Here is a 19902-nt window from a genome sequence, read left to right as displayed (position 1 = left end):
CATAGTGGCGAAGGTGTACCCGGCTGAAAGCCTGTCGGCTCCACGCCGGTCGGGCGTTGCCTTTGGATAACTCGTGAACAGAAAAAGGCGCCCCGGTTGGGGCGCCTTTGGATCGGTTGCGCCGCGCTAGCCCAGTTTCTTGGCGACCAGCTCGTTCACCGCCTTGGGGTTGGCCTTGCCGCCGGTGGCTTTCATCACCTGACCAACGAACCAGCCTGCCAGTTTCGGGTTCACCTTGGCCTTTTCCACCTGCGCGGGGTTGGCGGCGATGATCTCGTCCAGGGCGGCCTCGATAGCGCCCGTGTCCGTCACCTGCTTCATGCCGCGTTCTTCGACGATCTGTGCGGGATCGCCGCCTTCGGTGTAGACGATCTCGAACAGGTCCTTGGCGATCTTGCCCGAGATGGCATCCGAGGAAATCAGATCGATGATCCCGCCCAGCTGCGCCGGGGAAACCGGGCTGTCGGTGATCTCGTGATCTTCCTTCTTGAGGCGGCCGAACAGTTCGTTGATCACCCAGTTGGCGGCCAGCTTGCCGTTGCGGCCCTTGGCGACCTCATCAAAGTAAGCCGCCGATTCCACATCCGCCGTCAGGACCGAGGCATCATAATCGGTGAGGCCGAATTCCTCGATGAAGCGGGCCTTCTTCTCGTCCGGAAGTTCGGGAAGGTTGGCCTTGATATTGTCCACCCAGTCCTGTTCGATTTCCAGCGGCAGCAGATCTGGATCGGGGAAATACCGGTAGTCGTGCGCTTCTTCCTTGGAGCGCATCGAGCGGGTTTCGCCCTTGTCCGGATCGTACAGGCGGGTTTCCTGCTCGACCTTGCCGCCGCCTTCGACGATGGCGATCTGCCGACGGGCCTCGACCTCAATCGCCTGCTGGATAAAGCGCATGGAGTTCATGTTCTTGATCTCGCAGCGGGTGCCGAGGTGCGAGAAATCCTGCGTTTCCTGATACTTCTCATAGGCGCCGGGCAGGCAGATCGAGACGTTCACGTCGGCGCGCAGGTTGCCGTTCTGCATGTTGCCGTCGCAGGTGCCCAAATACCGCATGATCTGGCGCAGCTTGGCGATATAGGCGGCGGCCTCTTCCGGGCCACGGATATCGGGGCGGGAGACGATCTCCATCAGGCAGACGCCGGTGCGGTTGAGGTCCACGAAGGACATGTTCGGGTCCATGTCGTGAATGGATTTGCCTGCGTCCTGCTCCATGTGGATGCGCTCGATCCGCACCATGCGTGCGGTTCCGTCACCCAGTTCCACCAGCACTTCGCCTTCGCCCACGATGGGGTGGTAAAGCTGGCTGATCTGATAGCCCTGCGGCAGGTCGGGGTAGAAGTAGTTCTTGCGGTCGAAGGCGGACCAGAGGTTGATATCGGCCTTGAGGCCAAGACCGGTGCGCACCGCCTGCTCGACGCAGTATTCGTTGATCACGGGCAACATGCCGGGCATCGCCGCATCCACGAAGGACACGTTGGAATTCGGCTCGGCCCCGAACTGGGTCGAGGCGCCTGAGAACAGCTTGGCGTTCGAGCTGACCTGGGCATGCACCTCCATGCCGATGACCAGTTCCCAGTCATGCTTGGCGCCCGAGATCACCTTGGGCTTGGGGAGTTCATATGTCAGGTCGAGCATGTTTTTCCGCCGTATGAAATGTCCATGTTTGGCAGGTGTTCTAGGCGCCTGTGCCGCAAGGAGCAAGAGGGCAATGCAGAGAGGGGGCGGCGGTGTCCCGCGCCGATGGTGAAACATGCTCTTGGCGATGCTTTCGCGGGCGGCTAAGACGGACCTCCGACAAGACAAAGGAGCAGCCCCCGTGGACACTTCCCCTGAGATCAGCGCCCGTATCGCACAGACCATCGCGACTGAGATCGGCGCAGGCGCGAAACAGGTCAGCGCCGCCGTCGCGCTGTTGGATGAAGGGGCGACCGTGCCCTTCGTGGCACGCTACCGGAAAGAGGCGACCGGGGGGCTGGATGACACTCAACTGCGCACCCTTGACGAGCGTCTGTCCTACCTGCGAGAGTTGGAGGCGCGCCGGGGCAGTATCCTGGAAACGATCAGGAACCAGGACAAGCTGACCGACGAACTGGCGGCCAAGATCGCCAAGGCCGAGACCAAGGCGCAGCTGGAAGACATCTATCTGCCCTACAAGCCCAAGCGCCGCACCAAGGCGATGATCGCGCGGGAAAACGGGCTTGAACCACTGGCGGAGGCCATCCTTGCCGACCGCAGCCTTGAGCCCGAGACGCTGGCCCAGAGTTATATCACCGAGGCGGTTCCGACGGTGAAGGACGCGCTCAACGGGGCGCGCGACATCCTGACGGAACGTCTGACCGAGGATGCCGATCTTCTGGGCCGGTTGCGGGAGTTCCTGCAGCGCGAGGCCTTCCTGACGGCCAAGGTCGTGGAGGGCAAGGAACAGGAGGGCGCCAAGTTTTCGGATTATTTCGATCATCGCGAACGTTGGTCTGATGTGCCATCGCACCGGGCGCTGGCGATGCTGCGCGGCTCTAACGAGGGCGTGCTGACGCTGGATATCGGCCCCGACCCCGAAGAGGGCGTGGCGCGGGCCGAGGCCATGGTGGCAGCTGTTCTTGGGGCCAGCGGCGAAGGCGCCGGGGACAAATGGCTGCGCAAGGTGGCGGGCTGGACGTGGCGGGTGAAACTGTCTCTTTCCATGATGCTTGAGCTGATGGGCGATCTGCGCGCGCGGGCGCAGGAGGATGCGATCCAGGTCTTTGCCCGCAATCTGAAAGACCTGCTCTTTGCGGCGCCAGCCGGTGCGCGGCCGACCCTCGGGCTGGACCCGGGCATTCGCACCGGCGTCAAGGCGGCAGTGGTGGATGCAACCGGGAAATTGGTGGCCACAGAGACGCTGTACCCGTTTCAGCCGAAGAACGATCTGCGCGGCGCGCAGGTGTCCATCGTCAAGCTGATCGCTGAACATGGCGTTGAACTGATCGCCATTGGCAATGGCACCGCCAGCCGCGAGACGGAGCGGATGGTGGCGGAGGTGCTGAAACACCTGCCTGCCAAGATCAAGGCGCCGACCAAGGTGGTGGTCTCCGAAGCCGGGGCTTCGGTTTATTCTGCCTCCGAGCTGGCGGCGCGGGAGTTCCCGGATCTCGATGTGAGCTTGCGCGGTGCGGTCTCCATCGCGCGGCGCCTGCAGGATCCGCTGGCCGAGCTGGTCAAAATCGAGCCGAAGAGCATCGGGGTCGGCCAATATCAACACGATGTGGATCAGCATAAACTCTCCAAATCGCTGGAGGCGGTGATCGAGGATGTGGTGAACGCTGTTGGCGTAGACCTCAACATGGCCTCAGCGCCGCTGCTGTCCCACGTCTCGGGGCTTGGCCCCGGTCTGGCCGAAGCCATCGTTGCGCACCGGGATGCGAATGGGGCCTTTGCCACCCGCAAGGAGCTGCTCAAAGTTGCGCGACTGGGGCCAAAGGCCTTTGAGCAATGTGCGGGGTTCCTTCGGATCCGAGATGGCAAGGAGCCGCTTGATGCCTCAGCCGTGCACCCTGAAAGCTATGATGTGGCGCGCAAGATCGTTGCGGCCTGCGGGCGGGACATTCGCCAGATCATGGGCGATGGGCAGGCGCTCAAGCGGCTCAGGGCTGAGGACTTTGTCGGCGGCGATGTGGGCCTGCCCACCGTGCGCGACATCTTTGCCGAACTGGAAAAGCCGGGCCGCGACCCGCGCCCTAGCTTTGTCACAGCCTCCTTCACCGATGGGGTGGAGGAGATCACGGACCTGAAACCCGGCATGGTGCTGGAGGGGACGGTGACCAACGTGGCGGCCTTTGGCGCCTTTGTGGATATCGGGGTGCATCAGGACGGTCTGGTGCATGTCAGCCAGCTGGCCGACCGCTTCGTCAAGGACCCGCATGAGGTGGTGAAAACAGGGCAGGTGGTCAAGGTCACGGTGACCGAGGTCGATGTGCCGCGCAAGCGCATTGGCCTGACCATGAAAAAGGATGGCGGCGCCTCCGCCCGCGACAGCCGCAACGAGCGCGGCCAGGACCGTGGCGCATCGCGCGGGCCGCGTCATGGCGGCAAGCCTGCAGGCAAGGGTAAGATGTCTGCCTCTCCCAAAGGGAAGGTGGGGAGCAGGTCTGATTCCGCCTCAACCGGGGCGCTGGGCGCAGCGCTGATGGATGCGTTCAAAAAGTCCTGATGCGGGGTGAAGCAATGGGACTGGGTGCGAGCCAGTCCCTAGGCCCCGTGTGGAGAAGGCCAGGCGTCTACTGCGCGGACGAAGCTGCCATGAGCCATGATTGCGAAACTGGCCGCTATTGGTCTATCCGACACCACCATCTGCCATTCCGCTGCCCTTGCTGCGTACAATTTCCTTGGGGTCGTAATCCAAACCTGGATGATGCGGACTGTGGGCTTTCGGCGGCTGATTTTTCTTTCGTTTTCTTGAGATAGCAACCAAGCCGACAACCAGAACGCCGACCACCACTGGAAAAAGTGTCAAGGTTATCTGGTTCGCTATCAACTCAAGCTCCAAAGTAAAATCGGTTACAAGCCCAATCATGTCTTACATTGGAACGAAATGCAGTATCCACTGCAAAGGTCTCAAAGCAAACCTTTCATCCCGGGCGTCGGATGCATTCACCCCTAGCGCAAGAGGCAAAACACTTGGTTGGTTTCTCTTGCATCAAGAAGGCCTGTCTTACCCGGCCGACATGTGCAGCCCGTCGGGAGAGATTGCGATCTTTTGACCGCGTGAGAGTTCCTCGCGAAAAATCTGCGCAATGAACTCGGTGGCCTGGGCCTGCCCCCGCGCCGAGAACCGGCGCAGGGATTTGACGCGGGCATTGTTGTCAAACCCCTGAGCCGCATGGGCCCAGATCAGAGGGTGCACCTCGCGCAGATGGTCCCGGATGAGCCACTCTGCGGCGGTTGCGATTTCTTCACGCGGGGTGCTGGCTGGTCTGCCATTCATCTGTGCCCCGCCAAGGGCTACGGCGCAATAGGCGCTCAGGAGATTGGCCATGGCCTGGGTCGGGACATGCAGCAGGATGTCGCGCAAACCGTCGATGAAGAAACGCGTATCCACATGGGCGCTGACCTCGGGATCCGTCGCCAGCGCGTCGAAGTATACCCATGAGTACGCTCCTGCGCCCCAGGTCTTTTGGGTGCGCGCTGCGGTGCGGCGGGCTTCGAGCTCCAGCGCGTTATAAGAGCCAGAGCAGCGCGGTAGCATCTGCACCCCAAGGGCGCGCATGGGACGGTGGTTGCGCGGGGCAAGGTCAATAAGCCGGGAATAGGCATCGGCCACCTGCAACGTGTCGCCCTGCCGGGCGGAAAACAGCGAACAGTCTGCGGCGGCAAGAAAGGCGCTGTCCTGCCCGAGGCCCGATACCTTTGACAGCAGCGCCGCAGCGCGTTCGAAATGGGCTGCACAGCGGCGCAGATGCGCGCGCGAGGCAGTCTCCTCCAGCCCCGGTCCACGCCAGAGCCATCCTATGTCGATATGGGCACATGCGATCAGTGCGGTGAGATAGGGATCACTGCGGTGGTCTCTGCGGATGGCCTCGAGCGCCATGATACCATCGACCAGCTGCCGCTGGTTCCAGGGCGCCCCCTCGCCAAGCGCATGTTCGACCGCATTGACCACATCGGCGCGGGCACCATAGGCCAGCAGCTCGGTCTCGGGCATCCCGCCGGGCGTGCTGCGGCCCGATGCATCGGCGGCGGCAAGCCGGTCTGACAGCTCCTGCCAGCGTTCCTGGCGGGCGAGAAACTGCCCTTCCTCCTGCAGCGCGTGGCAGGCTGCGTCTTCCTCGCTTTCGGTGCGCACCGAGATCGACAGGCACTCCTGTGGCCGCGGCCAGTCCGCACCGACATGGAGGGAAGCACCCGGGGCATTTCCGTGCGCCTCCTGTCGCGGTATGCGCCGGATGGCAAGGGCAGCCGGAAGGCGGGACAGGATGTCCGAAAGAGGGAAGGGGGATCTTGGCATTCTCGGTTCCCGCAGGTTGGGCAGTGCGTCGTCGCGGTCCAGACTGATGCGGATTTGCGGCGCAAACATGGCGGCTCTGGGGAACGGAAGGTGCCAATTTGGGGAATTAGGTGTACGGTCAACGAAAAAGGTTACTTCCTTGGCCGATCCTGTAAAATGCTATTAAAAAAGTGAAAAAAGCGGCTGCAATCTGCAGGATGCGGTGTTCTTCTCAGGCGGTCGATTTGCGCCAGTGATACCGTTTCGCGGCACCGGTCCGCGCATGGATCCGGTGAGCCGACTGATTTCATCTGACGTCAGGTCCAGCCCGGACCGGGGCGTCCTGCCCGGCTCCAAAAGACCGGGCAGCGTGGGATGGGCAAGACGGGCTAGGATCCAGAGGGCGGGCTGTGCGAACAGGACAGGGATGGTCCGCACCGGGATCAGCACCGGGAGCCGGGCCGCCACGGCAAGCCCCAGCCCGATGGAGCGCGCCTGCCTGCGAACGTGAATGGTCTTTCGCAGGCAGGCCCGCGGCTAGCGCCGGGGCCGTCCCTGTCAGGCATCCAGGATCCGGCTGACCATCTCGGTGGTGTCGCGGCTCAGCCCCGCAGTACCGGCGATCCGCTGCAGCTCGGTACGGATCAGGTCCTGTCTGTCCGTGTCATAGCGCTTCCAGGTCTGGAAGGCGGCACACATGCGGGCGGTGGTCTGGGGGTTGAGACTGTCCAGCGCAATAAGGTTCTCGGCCAAAAGGCGATAACCCGCGCCGGATGCGTGATGGAAACCCGCATGGTTGCCCGCCAGCGCGCCCATGACGGCGCGGAACCGGTTGGGGTTCTTCAGCGTGAACAGCGCGTGCTCGGTCAGATCCTTTGCGACCTTGGCGGCGGCTTCGGGGGTGGCTGTGGCTATCTGCAGGGCGAACCATTTGTCCATCACCAGCCGGTCGTCTTTCCATTGCGCGTAGAAGGCCTGCGTCTGCGCCGCGCCCTTTTCTGCCTTCAACAGGCAGGCGAGGGCGCTGTATTGCTGGGTCATGTTGTCGGCGGCCTCATACTGGCGCGCGGCCTGCTGCCCGCCGTCGAGACGCGTGAGCAGGGACAGGATACGGCCATTGAGATCCCGCTTGCCGGTGCTGGTGGCATCGGGGCTGTAGGCGCCGTCGACCGTGGTCGCAGCATAAAGGCGGGGCAGCGTATCTGCCAGCAGTTCGGCGAGGGTCTGCGCAAAGGTTTCTGCCGCGTCGTAGATCTTTTGCGGATCGGGCACATGGCCGCGCTCGAACAGGGTCTGGGCAATGTCCGACTGGCTGGGCGGCGACAGAACCAGCGCCCGGAAGGCCGGGTCCAGATCGTCGTCACGCAAGAGTTTCTGCAGCGCATCGAGGTAATCCGCATCCGGCGCGGCCCCGTCCAGGATCATGGCAACCCGCGCCTCGCGGGCGAGGGCATTGCCCGCTTCCCATCGGTTGAAGGGATCGGTGTCATGGGCCAGCATAAAGGCGCGTTCGGCATTCGTGGTCTCGCGCTCAAGGATCACCGGAGCGGAGAATTCCCGCAGGATCGAGGGCACGGGTTTGGCCGATAGCCCTTCGAAGGAAAAGCTCTGCTTGCCTTCGGTCATCTCCAGAACCTGCGTGGGCAGCACCTCATCTCCATTGGGCCCCAGAAGGCCAACCGCGATCGGGATCACGCGGGGCGCCTTGTCGGGCTGACCGGGAGTGGGCGCGATCTTCTGTTCAAAGGTCAGCGTGTAGGTGCCGTCTGCGTAGCTTTCTTCGACGCTCAGGCGCGGGGTGCCCGCCTGGCTGTACCAGAGCTTGAACTGAGAAAGATCCCGGCCCGTCGCGTCCTCGAACACCTTGAGCCAATCCTCAATCGTGCAGGCCTGCCCATCGTGACGGTCAAAGTAGAGATCCAGCGCCTTTGAATAGCCTTCATCCCCCACCAGCCGTTTCAGCATGCCGATCACCTCGGCACCCTTTTCGTAGACGGTGGCGGTGTAAAAGTTGTTGATCTCCTGGAACTCCTCGGGGCGCGGCGGATGGGCAAGCGGGCCGCCATCCTCGGGGAACTGGCGCGCGCGCAGGTCGATCACATCCGAAATCCGTTTCACCGGGGCCGAGCGCATGTCCGAAGTGAACTGCGCATCGCGGAAAACGGTCAGGCCTTCTTTCAGGCACAGCTGGAACCAGTCGCGGCAGGTAATCCGATTTCCGGTCCAGTTGTGGAAATACTCATGGGCGATGATCGCCTCGATCCGCTCGTAATTGGCGTCGGTAGAGGTGTCGGGCGAGGCCAGTACGCAGGAGGAGTTGAAAATGTTGAGGCCCTTGTTCTCCATCGCGCCCATGTTGAAATCATCCACGGCCACGATGTTGAAGATGTCGAGGTCATATTCGCGCCCGTAGACATCTTCGTCCCACTTCATCGACTTCTTCAGTGCCTCCATGCCGAAGGCGCATTTTCCCTCGTCGCCGGGGCGCACCCAGATGTTCAGTTCGACCTCCTTGCCGGATTTGGTGGTGAAGCTGTCGGGATGGTTCACCAGATCGCCGGCCACCAGAGCAAACAGATAGGCAGGTTTGGGCCATGGATCATGCCATTCGGCCCAGCCCGCGCCGCTGGCCGTGGGATTCCCGTTCGAAAGCTTCACCGGCTCGTCGCCTTCGATGCGTACCTTGAAGGTGGACATCACGTCTGGGCGGTCGGGGTAATAGGTGATCTTGCGGAAGCCTTCGGCCTCGCATTGGGTGCAATACATGCCGTTCGACATGTATAGCCCCTCGAGCGCGGTGTTGCCTTGCGGGTCGATCTCGACCTCGGCTTCCCAGGTAAAGGGGCTGTCTGGCACATCGCAGGTGAGGCCTTCCGCCGTCAGGGTGGGCGTCACCTCGCTGCCATCGATTGCGGCGCGGATCAGTTTCAGCTCTTCCCCGTGCAGGAACAGCTTGCCTGTTGCGGCGCCCGGACGCGGAGCAAAGCGGATCTTGCTCAGCACGCGCGTCGCGCCGGGCGCCAGCTTGAAGGTCAGTTCGACACTTTCAACCGTGAAAGGGAAGGGAGCATAATCCTTGAGGTAAAACATCTTTGGGGCGCTGTCGTGCATTGCATGTCTCCTTTGCCCTATCAGTTAGCGAGGAAGGTGCCGGGTGACCAGAGGTACACGCGTAGGTGGAATTGAAGGGGGTGTTTGCGGAAACATCGCAAGTATGACGGGAGTTCTTGCGAATCTCTTTGGAGCCAAGGGTGTCAATACTGTTTAATAGAATTGTCTGCTTATTGATTCACGAAAGGTGATTACAATGTCAAAGACTGCCATCTTTGCCGCCGCTGCGCTGTGTTTGTCCGGTGCAGCCGTCAGCGCGGCCTCCGTCAGCCCGGTCAGCTATTCCATGCAGAATGGGCAGACCGGAAGCTATACATATTGGGACGACAGCTATAATGCGCCGGGTGCGCCGACGACGACCAGTCTTGCGCCACTCAGCGGCGGCGTCGGGGACCTGACCGACGGCATTATCGCAACCCAGAACTGGTTCAATACGCCCGCGCCCTATGTGGGATGGTCCAACATTTCGCCCCGGATCGAGTTCTTCTTCAATCAGATGTGGGATTTCACCAGCGTCACCTTCCATTTTGATGACTCCAATGGGGCCGGCGGGGTCCGGACACCTCAGAAACTGGAAGTGAACGACAGCTTCTTGTCCTACGTGACCGACCCGGGCGGCAGCGCCCCGATTGCGCATACGATCAATCTTGCTTCGGTGGCGCCCACAAACAGCCTGGTCTTTGATATCTTCGCTCAGAACAGCAGCTGGATCATGCTGAGCGAGGTGACCTTTGATGCCGCGCCCGTGCCGATCCCGGCCTCTGGCCTGCTGCTTCTGGGGGCGCTTGGCGGGTTTGCCGCATGGCGGCGCAAACGCGCCTGACAGGCAGCTTTTGACTATCCTCGTGCGGCGCTTATCTGATGTCGCATGACATCGATCCTGTGGTTCAAGCGCGACCTGCGAGTTGACGATCACCCGGCACTGGACCGGGTGATCTCGTTTGGGGATCCCGTGCTTTGCCTCTACATCGTCGAGCCGGATCTCTGGCAACAGCCGGATGCCTCCTTTCGCCAGTATCGTTTTCTCGAGGAAAGCCTGCGGGATCTGCGTCTGTCACTGCTGCAACGCGGTGCCGATCTGGCAATACGGACTGGCGATGCGGTTGCGGTGCTGGATGAGTTGGCAGAGCGGTACCGATGTCTGCGTCTGGTCAGCCACGAGGAAACCGGCAACGGCTGGACCTACGAACGCGACAAACGTGTGGCGGCCTGGGCGCGCGGTCGGGGGGTGCCCTGGATCGAAATTCCCCAGTGCGGGGTCGTGCGCCGTCTTGCAGGGCGCAGCGGCTGGCAGTCGGCACGGGACGATGTCATGACACAGCCGCGCTTGCCCGCGCCAGACCGCATCAGGGCTGTGGCAGTGACGCGTGCCCCCATGCCAAAGGCCACGGACCTGGGCCTGAACGCGGATGGGATCCGCTCGGTCCAGGCGGGTGGACGCCGCGCGGGCCGTGAGCGCCTGATGAGTTTTCTGGAACATCGCGGCCAGCACTACCGGCGCGCCATGTCCTCGCCGCTGGAGGGCGCTCAGGCCTGCTCGCGCCTTTCCCCGCATCTGGCGTTCGGCACGCTTTCTGTCCGCGAGGCGGTGCAGGCGACGCGAAATCAGCAATCCAAAGAGCGCAACGGTGGTTGGTCCGGCTCGCTCAAGTCGTTTCAGGCGCGTCTGGCCTGGCGCGATCACTTCATTCAAAAGCTGGAAGATCAGCCGGATATTGAGCGTCATTGCCTGCATCCTGCCTACGAGGGACTGCGGCCAGTGGAGCCGGATGCGATACGACTGAAGGCCTGGCAAGCGGGCGAGACAGGAATGCCCTTTGTCGATGCCTGCATGCGCTCGCTCAGGGCGAACGGCTGGCTGAACTTTCGCATGCGGGCTATGGTTATGTCCGTGGCCTCCTATCATCTGTGGCTCGATTGGCGCAGGACCGGGCAACATCTGGCGCGCATGTTCACCGACTATGAGCCGGGCATTCACTGGAGCCAGGTGCAGATGCAGTCTGGTACCACGGGGATGAACACGATCCGCATCTATAACCCGGTAAAGCAGGGGCTGGATCAGGACCCGACCGGAGCCTTCACGCGCACCTGGCTGCCAGAACTGGCCGGGGTGCCGGATCGCTTCCTTCAGGAGCCGTGGAAGTGGGAGGGCGCGGGGCAGCTGCTGGGCCGCAGTTACCCTGAACCCATCGTTGATGTGCAAGCCGCGGCGCGCACGGCCCGTGATGCGGTCTGGGACGTACGCAGAGCCGAGGGGTTCCGCCCCGTTGCACAGCGCATCGTCCAGAAACACGCCAGCCGAAAACCACCTTCCAGTCGCCACAAGCGAGGCAAAGGCGCAGCCAAAGCTTCTGCCCAGATGAGTTTTGATTTCTGATGGCCCGCATGCGCAAGAAATCCGATCTGCCCAGCAAGATCTGCCCGATCTGCTCCCGGCCATTCAGCTGGCGACGCAAGTGGGCGCGCGATTGGGAGCAGGTGATCTATTGCTCGACGCGCTGCCGCGCCACGGCCAAGGCAGGATCTGCAAAGAAGATTTGAAACAGTCTCTGATGAATTGGTCAGAAAAATTTACCACCCTTGTTGCCGATAGGAAACTTTTCCTGTATCGGAGAAACAACCACGGATGACCTTGGAGGAGAAAGAGCGCATGGCCGACAGGAAAGACATTCACGGGATGCAGGTCGCATCCGAGCTGGCTGACTTCATCGAAACCAAGGCTTTGCCGGGAACGGGCGTAAGCGCGGATGCCTTTTGGGGGGGGCTGTCCGGTCTGGTCAACGGCATGGGGGACGAGAACCGCGCCCTTCTGGCCAAACGCGAAGAGATCCAGGGGCGGATCGATGCCTGGCATATCGAGCGTCGCGGCCAGCCGCATGATGCCGAAGCCTATACCGCCTTCCTGAAAGAGATCGGCTACCTTGTGCCCGAGGGCGATGACTTTGAGGTTGAGACCGAAAATGTCGACCCTGAGATCGCCCATACGCCGGGTCCGCAGCTGGTGGTGCCGATCACCAACGCACGCTTTGCCCTCAATGCCGCAAATGCCCGCTGGGGGTCCTTGTACGATGCGCTTTACGGCACCGATGCCATGGGCGACCTGCCTGCCGGTGGCGGTTATGACGCGGCGCGCGGCGCACGGGTGATTGCCTGGGGGCGGGCTTTCCTTGATGAGACCTTCCCGCTGGCCTCAGGCTCCTGGGCAGACATCGATGGGGTGTCGGTTTCCGACGGGGCACTTGTCCCGGCTCTGAAAGATGCTGGCCAGTTCGCGGGCTACGCGGGCGAGGCTTCTGCTCCGTCTCGCGTCTTCCTCAAGAACAACGGTCTTCACGCCATCGTCGAAATCGACGCCACCGGCAACATCGGCAAGGACGACCAGGCGGGCATCAACGACATCACGCTGGAATCAGCCCTGTCCACCATCATGGACTGCGAGGACTCTGTCGCCTGCGTGGACGCGGCGGACAAGGTGCAGGCCTATTCCAACTGGCTGGGTCTGATGAAACGCGATCTGGCCGAAGAGGTCAGCAAGGGTGGGCAGACCTTCACCCGCGTTCTGAACGATGACATCTCTTACACCACTGCCGCAGGCGAGGCCGCGACCCTGAAAGGGCGGTCGCTCCTGCTGATCCGCAACGTTGGCCATCTCATGACCAACCCGGCTGTGCTCGACAGCGAAGGCCGCGAGGCGGGCGAAGGCTTCCTTGATGCGATGATCACTGTGCTGATCGCCATGCATGACCTCAAATCGACCGGCGGCAATTCCCTGCACGGATCCGTCTATGTGGTGAAGCCCAAGATGCACGGCCCCGAAGAGGTCGCCTTTGCGGTGCGCATCTTCGATCACGTCGAAGACGCGCTGGGCCTGCCGCGCAACACCGTCAAGATCGGTATCATGGATGAAGAGCGCCGCACCTCCGCGAACCTCAAGGAATGCATCCGCGCCGCCAAATCGCGGGTGGCCTTTATCAACACGGGCTTCCTGGATCGCACAGGCGACGAGATCCACACCTCGATGGAAGCTGGGCCGATGCTGCGTAAGGGCGAGATGAAATCGACCCCCTGGATTGCCTCCTACGAGGATCGCAACGTCGATATCGGTCTCGCCTGCGGTCTCAAAGGGCGCGCGCAGATCGGCAAGGGCATGTGGGCCATGCCCGACCGTATGGGCGAGATGCTGGAGGCCAAGATCGGCCATCCGAAATCGGGTGCGACCTGCGCCTGGGTGCCATCGCCCACCGCCGCAACCCTGCACGCAACGCACTACCACAAGGTCGATGTGCTCGCACGTCAGGATGAACTGAAGGCAGGCGGCGCCCGTGGCAGCCTTGCGGACCTGCTGACCATCCCGGTGATGGAAGGGCAGAACCTGTCGGATGTTGAAATCGCCAACGAGATCGAGAACAACGCACAAGGTATCCTTGGCTATGTGGTGCGCTGGGTCGATCAGGGTGTCGGCTGCTCCAAGGTGCCGGACATCAACGATGTGGGCCTGATGGAAGACCGTGCCACCTGCCGGATTTCCAGCCAAGCGCTGGCCAACTGGTTGCACCATGGCGTCGTCTCCGAAGAGCAGGTCATGGCCGCGATGCAGAAGATGGCCGCCGTGGTGGACGGGCAGAACGCGGGCGATCCCGCCTATCGCCCGATGGCCCCCGGATTTGACGGCATCGCCTTCCAGGCCGCCTGCGATCTGGTCTTCAAGGGCCGCATCCAGCCCTCCGGCTATACTGAGCCGGTGCTCCATGCCCGCCGCCTGGAACTGAAGGCAGCCGGATAATCAGATATGGAAGGACCGCACCCCGCTTGCGGTCCTTTTCTTTGGTGGAACCAGACAGACATAATTATACGGAAGGAACCCAGTGATGACGATCTCACTTCGACGCGCGCGCACCATCATTCGCAAGGCTCTGGAAAAGGGCCGCGAGATGGACCTCAAACCCCTGTCGGTGGTGGTGCTGGATGCGGGCGGCCACGTTCAGGCCTTCGAACGCGAAGACGGCGCCGCACCGGGGCGTTTTGCCATTGCCCACGGCAAGGCCTATGGCGCGGTGATGCTGGGCATGTCCGGCAGCGCCCAGATGGCCCGCGCCGAGCAGCAGGCCTATTTCATGGCCGCCGTGAATGGCGTCTATGGTGGTCAGGTCATTCCAGTGCCCGGCGGCGTTCTGCTCCGCGACAAAAAGGGCACCGTGCTGGGCGCCGTTGGCGTGACGGGCGACACCTCGGACAACGACGCCGCCGCCGCCCTTGCCGGGATCGAGGCTGTGGGCCTGGTGGGCGAGGCCTGATCAATCCCTGCCCAACAAGTGAAAGAACGGCCCGTGCGCAGCCTGCGTGCGGGCCATGTCTTTGCGGAGTGGCTAGCATGAATGCCTTAAGATTCACCGCTATGCGCGCTGTGCGAGGCTGAACAGGCGCCTGCGCCATGCTGTCGAGTTGAATGCGCTGCGCACCGCCGCTACGCTCACGTCAATTCAACAAGACGCGAGTAGATCATGGCGCGGCCCAAAGTAGGCATTATCGGCAATTCCTATCTGATCAACGATCAGTATCCGGCCCATGCGGGCGGGACGATGAACTCCGAGGCGGTGGCCGAAGTTTCGGGCTGCATGCCACTGCTGATCCCATCGGATCCACGGTTCGTGTCGGTGGAGGAGCTGCTTGAGACATTTGACGGCTTCCTCCTGACCGGCGGGCGCCCCAATGTGCACCCCCATGAATACGGCGAGGAAGAGACCGAGGCCCACGGCGCCTTTGACCGTGCCCGCGACGCTATCGCCCTGCCGTTGGTGCGCGCCTGCGTCGAACGTGGCCAGCCCTTCCTCGGCATCTGCCGCGGCTTTCAGGAGGTGAACGTGGCCATGGGCGGCACGCTTTATCCCGAAATCCGCGATCTGCCTGGCCGGATGAACCACCGCATGCCTCCCGATGGCACACTGGAGGAGAAATTCGCCCTGCGCCATTCGGTGAAACTGACCACCGGCGGGGTGTTCCACCGCCTGTTCGGTGCCGATGAGGTGATGACCAACACGTTGCACGGGCAGGGGATCAAACACCCCGGCGCGCGGATCGTGATCGACGGCCACGCCCCCGACGGCACACCCGAGGCGATCTACGTCAAGGACGCGCCCGGCTTTACCATGGCCGTGCAATGGCACCCGGAATGGGACGCCGCTAACGATCCGGTCTCACGCCCGCTGTTCCTGGCCTTCGGCGAAGCCGTGCGCGACTGGGCCGATTGCCGCCGCGCAAGCCCGTTGCAGAAGTCAGCCTGATCGGGGGCTCGTCTCAGTCGAACGTGGGGGAGAGGGAAAGCGAAATATCCCCTCCCAATCGCGCTGGTCCGCTTTGAGCCCATATTGACCGATGCTGCGCAGAGAGCGAACGTCAGCTATTCTTCGGGTTCGCAGCGTGCCAGAGGTTGAATTACAACTAGGGCCGTCTTGATGGCGCTTTCAGCTTCATGTTCTGATATGAACCCTCCTTTCAACATTTCTGATAGCACGAAATTTCTGCGCTCAACAGCTCGGTCGTAGGACCTCACAGGATGAAAATGCACAGGGGCTTTGGGCAGTGCTGCTAGGTAAGCGATTTCCTCAAGTCTCAAACCTTCAACAGGTTTTCCAAAGTAAGCCATCGCTGCGCTAGGAAGACCAAAGCAGGTTTGCCCTAGGAAAATCTGGTTCACATACCAATTTAGAACCTCATCATGTGTGAGCGCTTCACCAATCACAAATGAAAGCGCTATCCTTTGGAGTCTCCCTGTCCCTGGTAGCAGATACCAACTTCCAATCTGTTGCGTGATGGTCGAGTTCTGTGGTGGCTTTTCGAAGAAACGGCGATCCTCCGCCGCGACAAAAGCCACTAGCGCTGTGCGCGGTATCATCGGCCAATTGGTCGCCGCTTCGTGATAGAGCTCGCGTATGCGATCGGGGCTTGGAAGCTCTGACGCCGTGTTCTCGCCTCTGGCAGCCGACGCCGCTACGATGATCATAAAAATACCAGGAAATAAGTGTAAAAATGCGCGCACAGGGAAGTCCGTCAGATAAAGTTGGCCACAGGCTATGGTAAAAAGAATCGACTTGCGAGCCAAACCATAGACTTCATTAATCTGTCACTTGGCCAAACCCAGAAAGCCGCCATTGAAGCAGCCCAACGAAAGCCCGCTTTGTCCGCATAGCAGACCAATCAGGCTGGCAAACAAAAAAAGCCCGCCGCGTCAGCGGCGGGCTCGTTTTTCAACTCTTGCCACGCTGGATCAAACCAACAGGTCGAACTCGTGCATCAAGGGCAGGCTGCGGGCGCGTTTGCCGGTGATGTCGAACAGCGCATTGGCCAGTGCCGGGGCTGCCGGGGGCGTGCCGGGCTCACCCGCGCCGCCCATGTGGGTCTGATTTTGCAGAACCGCGACCTCGACCGCTGGCATGGTATGCATGCGCATCGCCTCGTAATCGGGGAAGTTCTGCTGCTCCACCGCGCCGCCTGCGAAGGTGATCTCTCCGAAACAGGCCGCTGACAGACCATAGGCGAGGCCGCTGAACAGCTGCGCTTCCACGTTGCGGGGATCAACGGCCAGGCCGATGTCGGCGGCGATCCAGGCCTTGTTGATGCGGATCTGACCGTCCTCGTCCACCACCTCGATCACCTCGGCCACGGGGGTGCCGAAACTATAGGCCAGCGCCACACCGCGCCCCACGCCATCCGGCGTCTGGCCAGTCCAGCCGGACATATCGCGGACCTTTTCCAGCACCTGTGCCGCTGGCTCCCACTCGGCGCGGGCCAGCTCCAGCCGGAACTCCAGCGGATCGCGGCCCGCAGCGTGGGCCATCTCATCCAGGATGGTATCCGAGAAGAAACCGTTGAAAGACGCCGCGACCGAGCGCCAGAAGCCAACGGGGATCATCGGCTTCACCAGATAGCCCTCGACGCGGAAATTCGGGATCGCCAGCGGCTGGTTGAAGGCCGCATCCACATGGCCCTTGTCCGGGCCCGACATGGGCAGGCCCAGCATGCGGCCCGCGCCCTCCACCGTGGTGGACTGGGCAGCGATCTTACCGTGGACCATCACGGCCTTGCCGTCCTTCACCGCCGCGCGGTAGCGGGCAATTGCGCCGGGGCGGTAGAAGTCATGGGTCATGTCTTCTTCGCGGCTCCAGGTCAGCTGCACGGGCGTGCCGCGCATCTGCATGGCCACCTGAACCGCGCGATTGGCATAGTCCACCTCGATCCTGCGACCAAAGCCGCCGCCGAGGTATGTGGTGTGGACCTCGACCGCCTCTTTCGGCAGGCCCGCGATCTCCGCTGCCGATTTCTGTACCACCGTCGGCCCCTGGTTGGGGGCCCAAACTTGCAATGCATCGCCGGTGTAAAGCGCGGTGGCGTTCATCGGCTCCATCGTGGCATGGGCCAGATAGGGCAGGCGGTATTCGGCCTCAATCACCTCGGCGCCCTCGGGGAGGCTGTCGACATCGCCATCGTCGCGCAGGGTCGAGTTTGGGCTTTTGTCAAAGGCCTTTTCGATCTCGGCAAAGACGGCATCGGTGGTTTCGGGATAGGGGGCGGCCTCCCAGGCGATGTCGATCGCATCCACGGCCTTCTGGGCCAGCCAGGTGTTGGTCGCGACCACCGCCACGGCATCCCCGAGATCCAGCACCTTTTCCACGCCCGGCATGGTTTCTGCTGCACTGGCATCAAAGGAAGTCTTGCCGACACCGAAATGCGGGCTTTGCCGGATGGCGGCGAATTTCATGCCCTCAAGGCGCACATCGACGCCAAAGCCCGCAGTGCCCGTGGCCTTGGCCACCATATCAAGGCGCGGCATGTCCTTGCCGACGTATTTCCATTGGGAGGCGGGGCGCAGCTCGGCCTCTTGCGGCTCAAGCCCGGCGGCCTCGACCGCCAGATCGGTATAGGCGATCCGGCTGCCGTCCAGGGCGATCACATGGCCGTCCTCGGTGCTCAGCAGCGCCCGAGAGGTGCCAAGGCGCTGCGCGGCGGCCTCTTTCAGGGTTTCGCGCGCGGTGGCGCCGGCCATCCGCATCCGTTCGAACCCGTCTTTCATCGAGGAGGAGCCGCCGGTCACTTGCAGGTCCAGAAACTTGGACATATGGCCGACGATCTGCCCCAACGAGTGCTGGAAGTTGCTGGCGTCATAGCCACGCCCCGGCAGGGCCTCGGCCATCATGGCGCTGTTGTAATACGCCTTGGCGGCGGGGCCGTGGATGACCTTGACCGCCTCGGGGCGCACGTCCAGCTCTTCGGCGATGAGGGCCACCCAGGAGGTTTCCACGCCTTGACCCATCTCGGCGCGCGGCGCAACCAGCGTGACGCCGGACTGATCCACCATGACAAAGGGGTTGAGCGCTGCCTGTCCCTCGTCCGGAGACAGGGGATTCGGCGCGGGCTGGTGGTATTTGTAGGTGCCAAAGGCCACCCCGCCCAGGATGGCGGCAGAGCCGATCAGGAAGCTGCGGCGGGCGATTTTTCCGATGCTGGCCATGGGTTATGCCTCCTGCATCATCTTGGCGGCCGCGTGGATCGCGGCGCGCATGCGCGGGTAGGTGCCACAGCGGCAGAGGTTGCCCTGCATGGCAAAGTCGATGTCATCGTCGCTGGGGGCGGGGTTCTCGGTCAGAAGGCTGGCGGCCTGCATGATCTGTCCCGACTGGCAATAGCCACATTGGGCGACCTGGTGATCGACCCAGGCCTGCTGGATCGCGGCCATGGCATCGGGGGTGCCGACGCCTTCGATGGTGGTCACCTCCCCCCAGACATCGCCAAGCGCCACCTGGCAGGAGCGGGTCGCGACCCCGTCAATGTGTACGGTGCAGGCCCCGCAGGCCGCAACGCCGCAGCCGAACTTGGTGCCGGTGAGGCCGATCTCGTCACGCAAGACCCAGAGCAGGGGGACGTCCTGCGGCAGGTCGACCTCGTGGTCTGTTCCATTGATCCTGAGCGTGGTTGGCATGGGGCTCACCTTCGGTTGTGGATGCTCTGACAAAATGGGCCTTTTGTGTCAGCGTGTCAATTGACAAATTTGATCGATAGTGTCAGTTGATTCGATATGCTTCGATTTGCTTCCGACCCCAAAGCCCAGACCATTTTGCAATCCGCCTGGCAGGCCTTTTCGGCCTACGGGTTTCGCAAGACGTCAATGGACGACATAGCGCGGGGCGCGGGAATGTCCCGCCCGGCGGTTTATCTGCATTTTCGCAACAAGGAGGCGATCTTTACCGCATTGGTTGAGGCCTATTATGCGCAAGCGGTCGAAGACGTTCATGCTGCGCTGGAGCGAGAAGGGGCCTTGGTCGATCGTTTCGGGCGGGCCTTTGCGGAACACGGGGGGGCGACGATGGAGACCATGATGTCGTCGGCGCATGGCATGGAGCTGTTCGAGGCCAGCCTGAGCGTCGCGCCGGAGGCGATCCAGGAAGGCGAGGCGGCTCTGGCCGGTGTCTATGCACAGTGGTTGGAGATGCGGGTTTTGCCGGAAGGAATCGGTGAGGCCGAAGAAATTGCCGGGGTCATCTGCGCGGCGCTCAAGGGCATCAAGCATACCTCGGAGGATTATGAAACCTATCGGACAAAGGTGGCGCAATTGGCTGTTCTATTGGCGCGCGCCCTGCAAGCTTAGGGTCTTTGGCGTCAGTGGCTTGTGGAAGGGGAAGGGGCGGGTGCTCCCGCGCCTGAAGCATGCCCCGCCTGTGGCAGAGCCCGCTTGCAGTCTTGGGCCCGGCGCCGCGCCAAAGGCGCGGCGCCGGGGCCCCAGCGCCGAGGGGGGCGGCACACCCCACCGCCGCGGGGGCGGGCTGGGGCAGCGGACAGAT

15 protein-coding genes are annotated in these 19902 nt (G+C 62.4%); 8 read left to right on the top strand and 7 right to left on the bottom strand.

Annotation, left to right across the window (positions count from 1 at the left end; genetic code table 11):
• Positions 1–126: 126 nt before the first annotated feature.
• Positions 127–1635, bottom strand: coding sequence for an Asp-tRNA(Asn)/Glu-tRNA(Gln) amidotransferase subunit GatB (gene gatB / locus AADA15_RS09860; protein WP_341641396.1), 1509 nt, complete (start codon positions 1633–1635; stop codon positions 127–129).
• 181 nt (positions 1636–1816) lie between these two features.
• Between gatB and AADA15_RS09855 the strand changes: the two genes are divergently transcribed.
• Positions 1817–4186 (top strand): Tex family protein, encoded by a 2370-nt coding sequence (locus AADA15_RS09855; protein ID WP_341641395.1) that lies wholly within the window; start codon positions 1817–1819, stop codon positions 4184–4186.
• Positions 4187–4309: 123 nt separating this feature from the next.
• On the opposite strand, the gene AADA15_RS09850 is transcribed toward AADA15_RS09855, so the two are convergent.
• From AADA15_RS09850 to pepN, 3 genes are all read right to left on the bottom strand, one after another.
• A complete protein-coding gene (locus tag AADA15_RS09850) occupies positions 4310–4549 on the bottom strand; it encodes a hypothetical protein (RefSeq protein WP_341641394.1) in 240 nt (79 codons plus the stop codon).
• Positions 4550–4687: 138 nt separating this feature from the next.
• Entirely contained in the window at positions 4688–5980 is a 1293-nt protein-coding gene (locus AADA15_RS09845; RefSeq protein WP_341641393.1) for a hypothetical protein, read from the bottom strand.
• A gap of 537 nt (positions 5981–6517) precedes the next feature.
• A complete protein-coding gene (gene pepN, locus AADA15_RS09840) occupies positions 6518–9070 on the bottom strand; it encodes an aminopeptidase N (protein ID WP_341641392.1) in 2553 nt (850 codons plus the stop codon).
• A gap of 196 nt (positions 9071–9266) precedes the next feature.
• On the opposite strand from pepN, the gene AADA15_RS09835 reads away from it, so the two are divergent.
• The 6 genes from AADA15_RS09835 (at position 9267) to AADA15_RS09810 (ending at position 15351) form a co-directional block, all read left to right on the top strand.
• Positions 9267–9893, top strand: coding sequence for a VPLPA-CTERM sorting domain-containing protein (locus tag AADA15_RS09835; RefSeq protein WP_341641391.1), 627 nt, complete (start codon positions 9267–9269; stop codon positions 9891–9893).
• Between the two features lie 45 nt (positions 9894–9938).
• Positions 9939–11447 (top strand): FAD-binding domain-containing protein, encoded by a 1509-nt coding sequence (locus tag AADA15_RS09830; RefSeq protein WP_341641390.1) that lies wholly within the window; start codon positions 9939–9941, stop codon positions 11445–11447.
• Positions 11447–11611: a DUF2256 domain-containing protein gene (locus tag AADA15_RS09825; protein WP_341641389.1), complete on the top strand. Its 165-nt coding sequence runs from the start codon at positions 11447–11449 to the stop codon at positions 11609–11611. The genes AADA15_RS09830 and AADA15_RS09825 overlap by 1 nt, the downstream gene beginning before the upstream one ends.
• A gap of 109 nt (positions 11612–11720) precedes the next feature.
• Complete coding sequence (locus tag AADA15_RS09820) at positions 11721–13853, top strand: malate synthase G (protein ID WP_341641388.1); 2133 nt, start codon at positions 11721–11723, stop codon at positions 13851–13853.
• An 85-nt stretch (positions 13854–13938) separates the two neighbouring features.
• Positions 13939–14364 (top strand): GlcG/HbpS family heme-binding protein, encoded by a 426-nt coding sequence (locus tag AADA15_RS09815; protein ID WP_341641387.1) that lies wholly within the window; start codon positions 13939–13941, stop codon positions 14362–14364.
• A 207-nt stretch (positions 14365–14571) separates the two neighbouring features.
• Positions 14572–15351 (top strand): gamma-glutamyl-gamma-aminobutyrate hydrolase family protein, encoded by a 780-nt coding sequence (locus AADA15_RS09810; RefSeq protein ID WP_341641386.1) that lies wholly within the window; start codon positions 14572–14574, stop codon positions 15349–15351.
• 116 nt (positions 15352–15467) lie between these two features.
• Here the strand turns inward: AADA15_RS09810 and AADA15_RS09805 are convergent, their stop codons facing one another.
• The 3 genes from AADA15_RS09805 to AADA15_RS09795 form a co-directional block, all read right to left on the bottom strand.
• Positions 15468–16169, bottom strand: coding sequence for a transglycosylase domain-containing protein (locus tag AADA15_RS09805; RefSeq protein WP_341641385.1), 702 nt, complete (start codon positions 16167–16169; stop codon positions 15468–15470).
• Between the two features lie 165 nt (positions 16170–16334).
• Positions 16335–18575, bottom strand: a complete 2241-nt coding sequence (locus tag AADA15_RS09800; RefSeq protein ID WP_341641384.1) for a xanthine dehydrogenase family protein molybdopterin-binding subunit — start codon at positions 18573–18575, stop codon at positions 16335–16337.
• 3 nt (positions 18576–18578) lie between these two features.
• Entirely contained in the window at positions 18579–19043 is a 465-nt protein-coding gene (locus AADA15_RS09795) for a (2Fe-2S)-binding protein (RefSeq protein ID WP_341641383.1), read from the bottom strand.
• Between the two features lie 96 nt (positions 19044–19139).
• Here AADA15_RS09795 and AADA15_RS09790 point away from each other — a divergent pair, with 96 nt between their 5' ends.
• A complete protein-coding gene (locus AADA15_RS09790; protein ID WP_341641382.1) occupies positions 19140–19709 on the top strand; it encodes a TetR/AcrR family transcriptional regulator in 570 nt (189 codons plus the stop codon).
• Positions 19710–19902: the final 193 nt, after the last annotated feature.

Origin of the sequence: Phycobacter sedimenti (assembly GCF_038148855.1) — a bacterium.
GTDB lineage: Bacteria > Pseudomonadota > Alphaproteobacteria > Rhodobacterales > Rhodobacteraceae > Phycobacter > Phycobacter sedimenti.
This window is presented reverse-complemented; position numbering and strand designations above follow the sequence as displayed.

Bases quoted from the DNA above. Each gene is read 5' to 3' on its own strand.
- AADA15_RS09830 (WP_341641390.1), top strand. From the start codon at position 9,939: ATGACATCGATCCTGTGGTTCAAGCGCGACCTGCGAGTTGACGATCAC.
- AADA15_RS09845 (WP_341641393.1), bottom strand. From the start codon at position 5,980: ATGCCAAGATCCCCCTTCCCTCTTTCGGACATCCTGTCCCGCCTTCCG.
- AADA15_RS09810 (WP_341641386.1), top strand. From the start codon at position 14,572: ATGGCGCGGCCCAAAGTAGGCATTATCGGCAATTCCTATCTGATCAAC.
- AADA15_RS09825 (WP_341641389.1), top strand. From the start codon at position 11,447: ATGGCCCGCATGCGCAAGAAATCCGATCTGCCCAGCAAGATCTGCCCG.
- gatB (WP_341641396.1), bottom strand. From the start codon at position 1,635: ATGCTCGACCTGACATATGAACTCCCCAAGCCCAAGGTGATCTCGGGC.
- AADA15_RS09790 (WP_341641382.1), top strand. From the start codon at position 19,140: ATGCTTCGATTTGCTTCCGACCCCAAAGCCCAGACCATTTTGCAATCC.
- AADA15_RS09815 (WP_341641387.1), top strand. From the start codon at position 13,939: ATGACGATCTCACTTCGACGCGCGCGCACCATCATTCGCAAGGCTCTG.
- AADA15_RS09835 (WP_341641391.1), top strand. From the start codon at position 9,267: ATGTCAAAGACTGCCATCTTTGCCGCCGCTGCGCTGTGTTTGTCCGGT.
- AADA15_RS09800 (WP_341641384.1), bottom strand. From the start codon at position 18,575: ATGGCCAGCATCGGAAAAATCGCCCGCCGCAGCTTCCTGATCGGCTCT.
- AADA15_RS09820 (WP_341641388.1), top strand. From the start codon at position 11,721: ATGGCCGACAGGAAAGACATTCACGGGATGCAGGTCGCATCCGAGCTG.
- pepN (WP_341641392.1), bottom strand. From the start codon at position 9,070: ATGCACGACAGCGCCCCAAAGATGTTTTACCTCAAGGATTATGCTCCC.
- AADA15_RS09795 (WP_341641383.1), bottom strand. From the start codon at position 19,043: ATGCCAACCACGCTCAGGATCAATGGAACAGACCACGAGGTCGACCTG.
- AADA15_RS09850 (WP_341641394.1), bottom strand. From the start codon at position 4,549: ATGATTGGGCTTGTAACCGATTTTACTTTGGAGCTTGAGTTGATAGCG.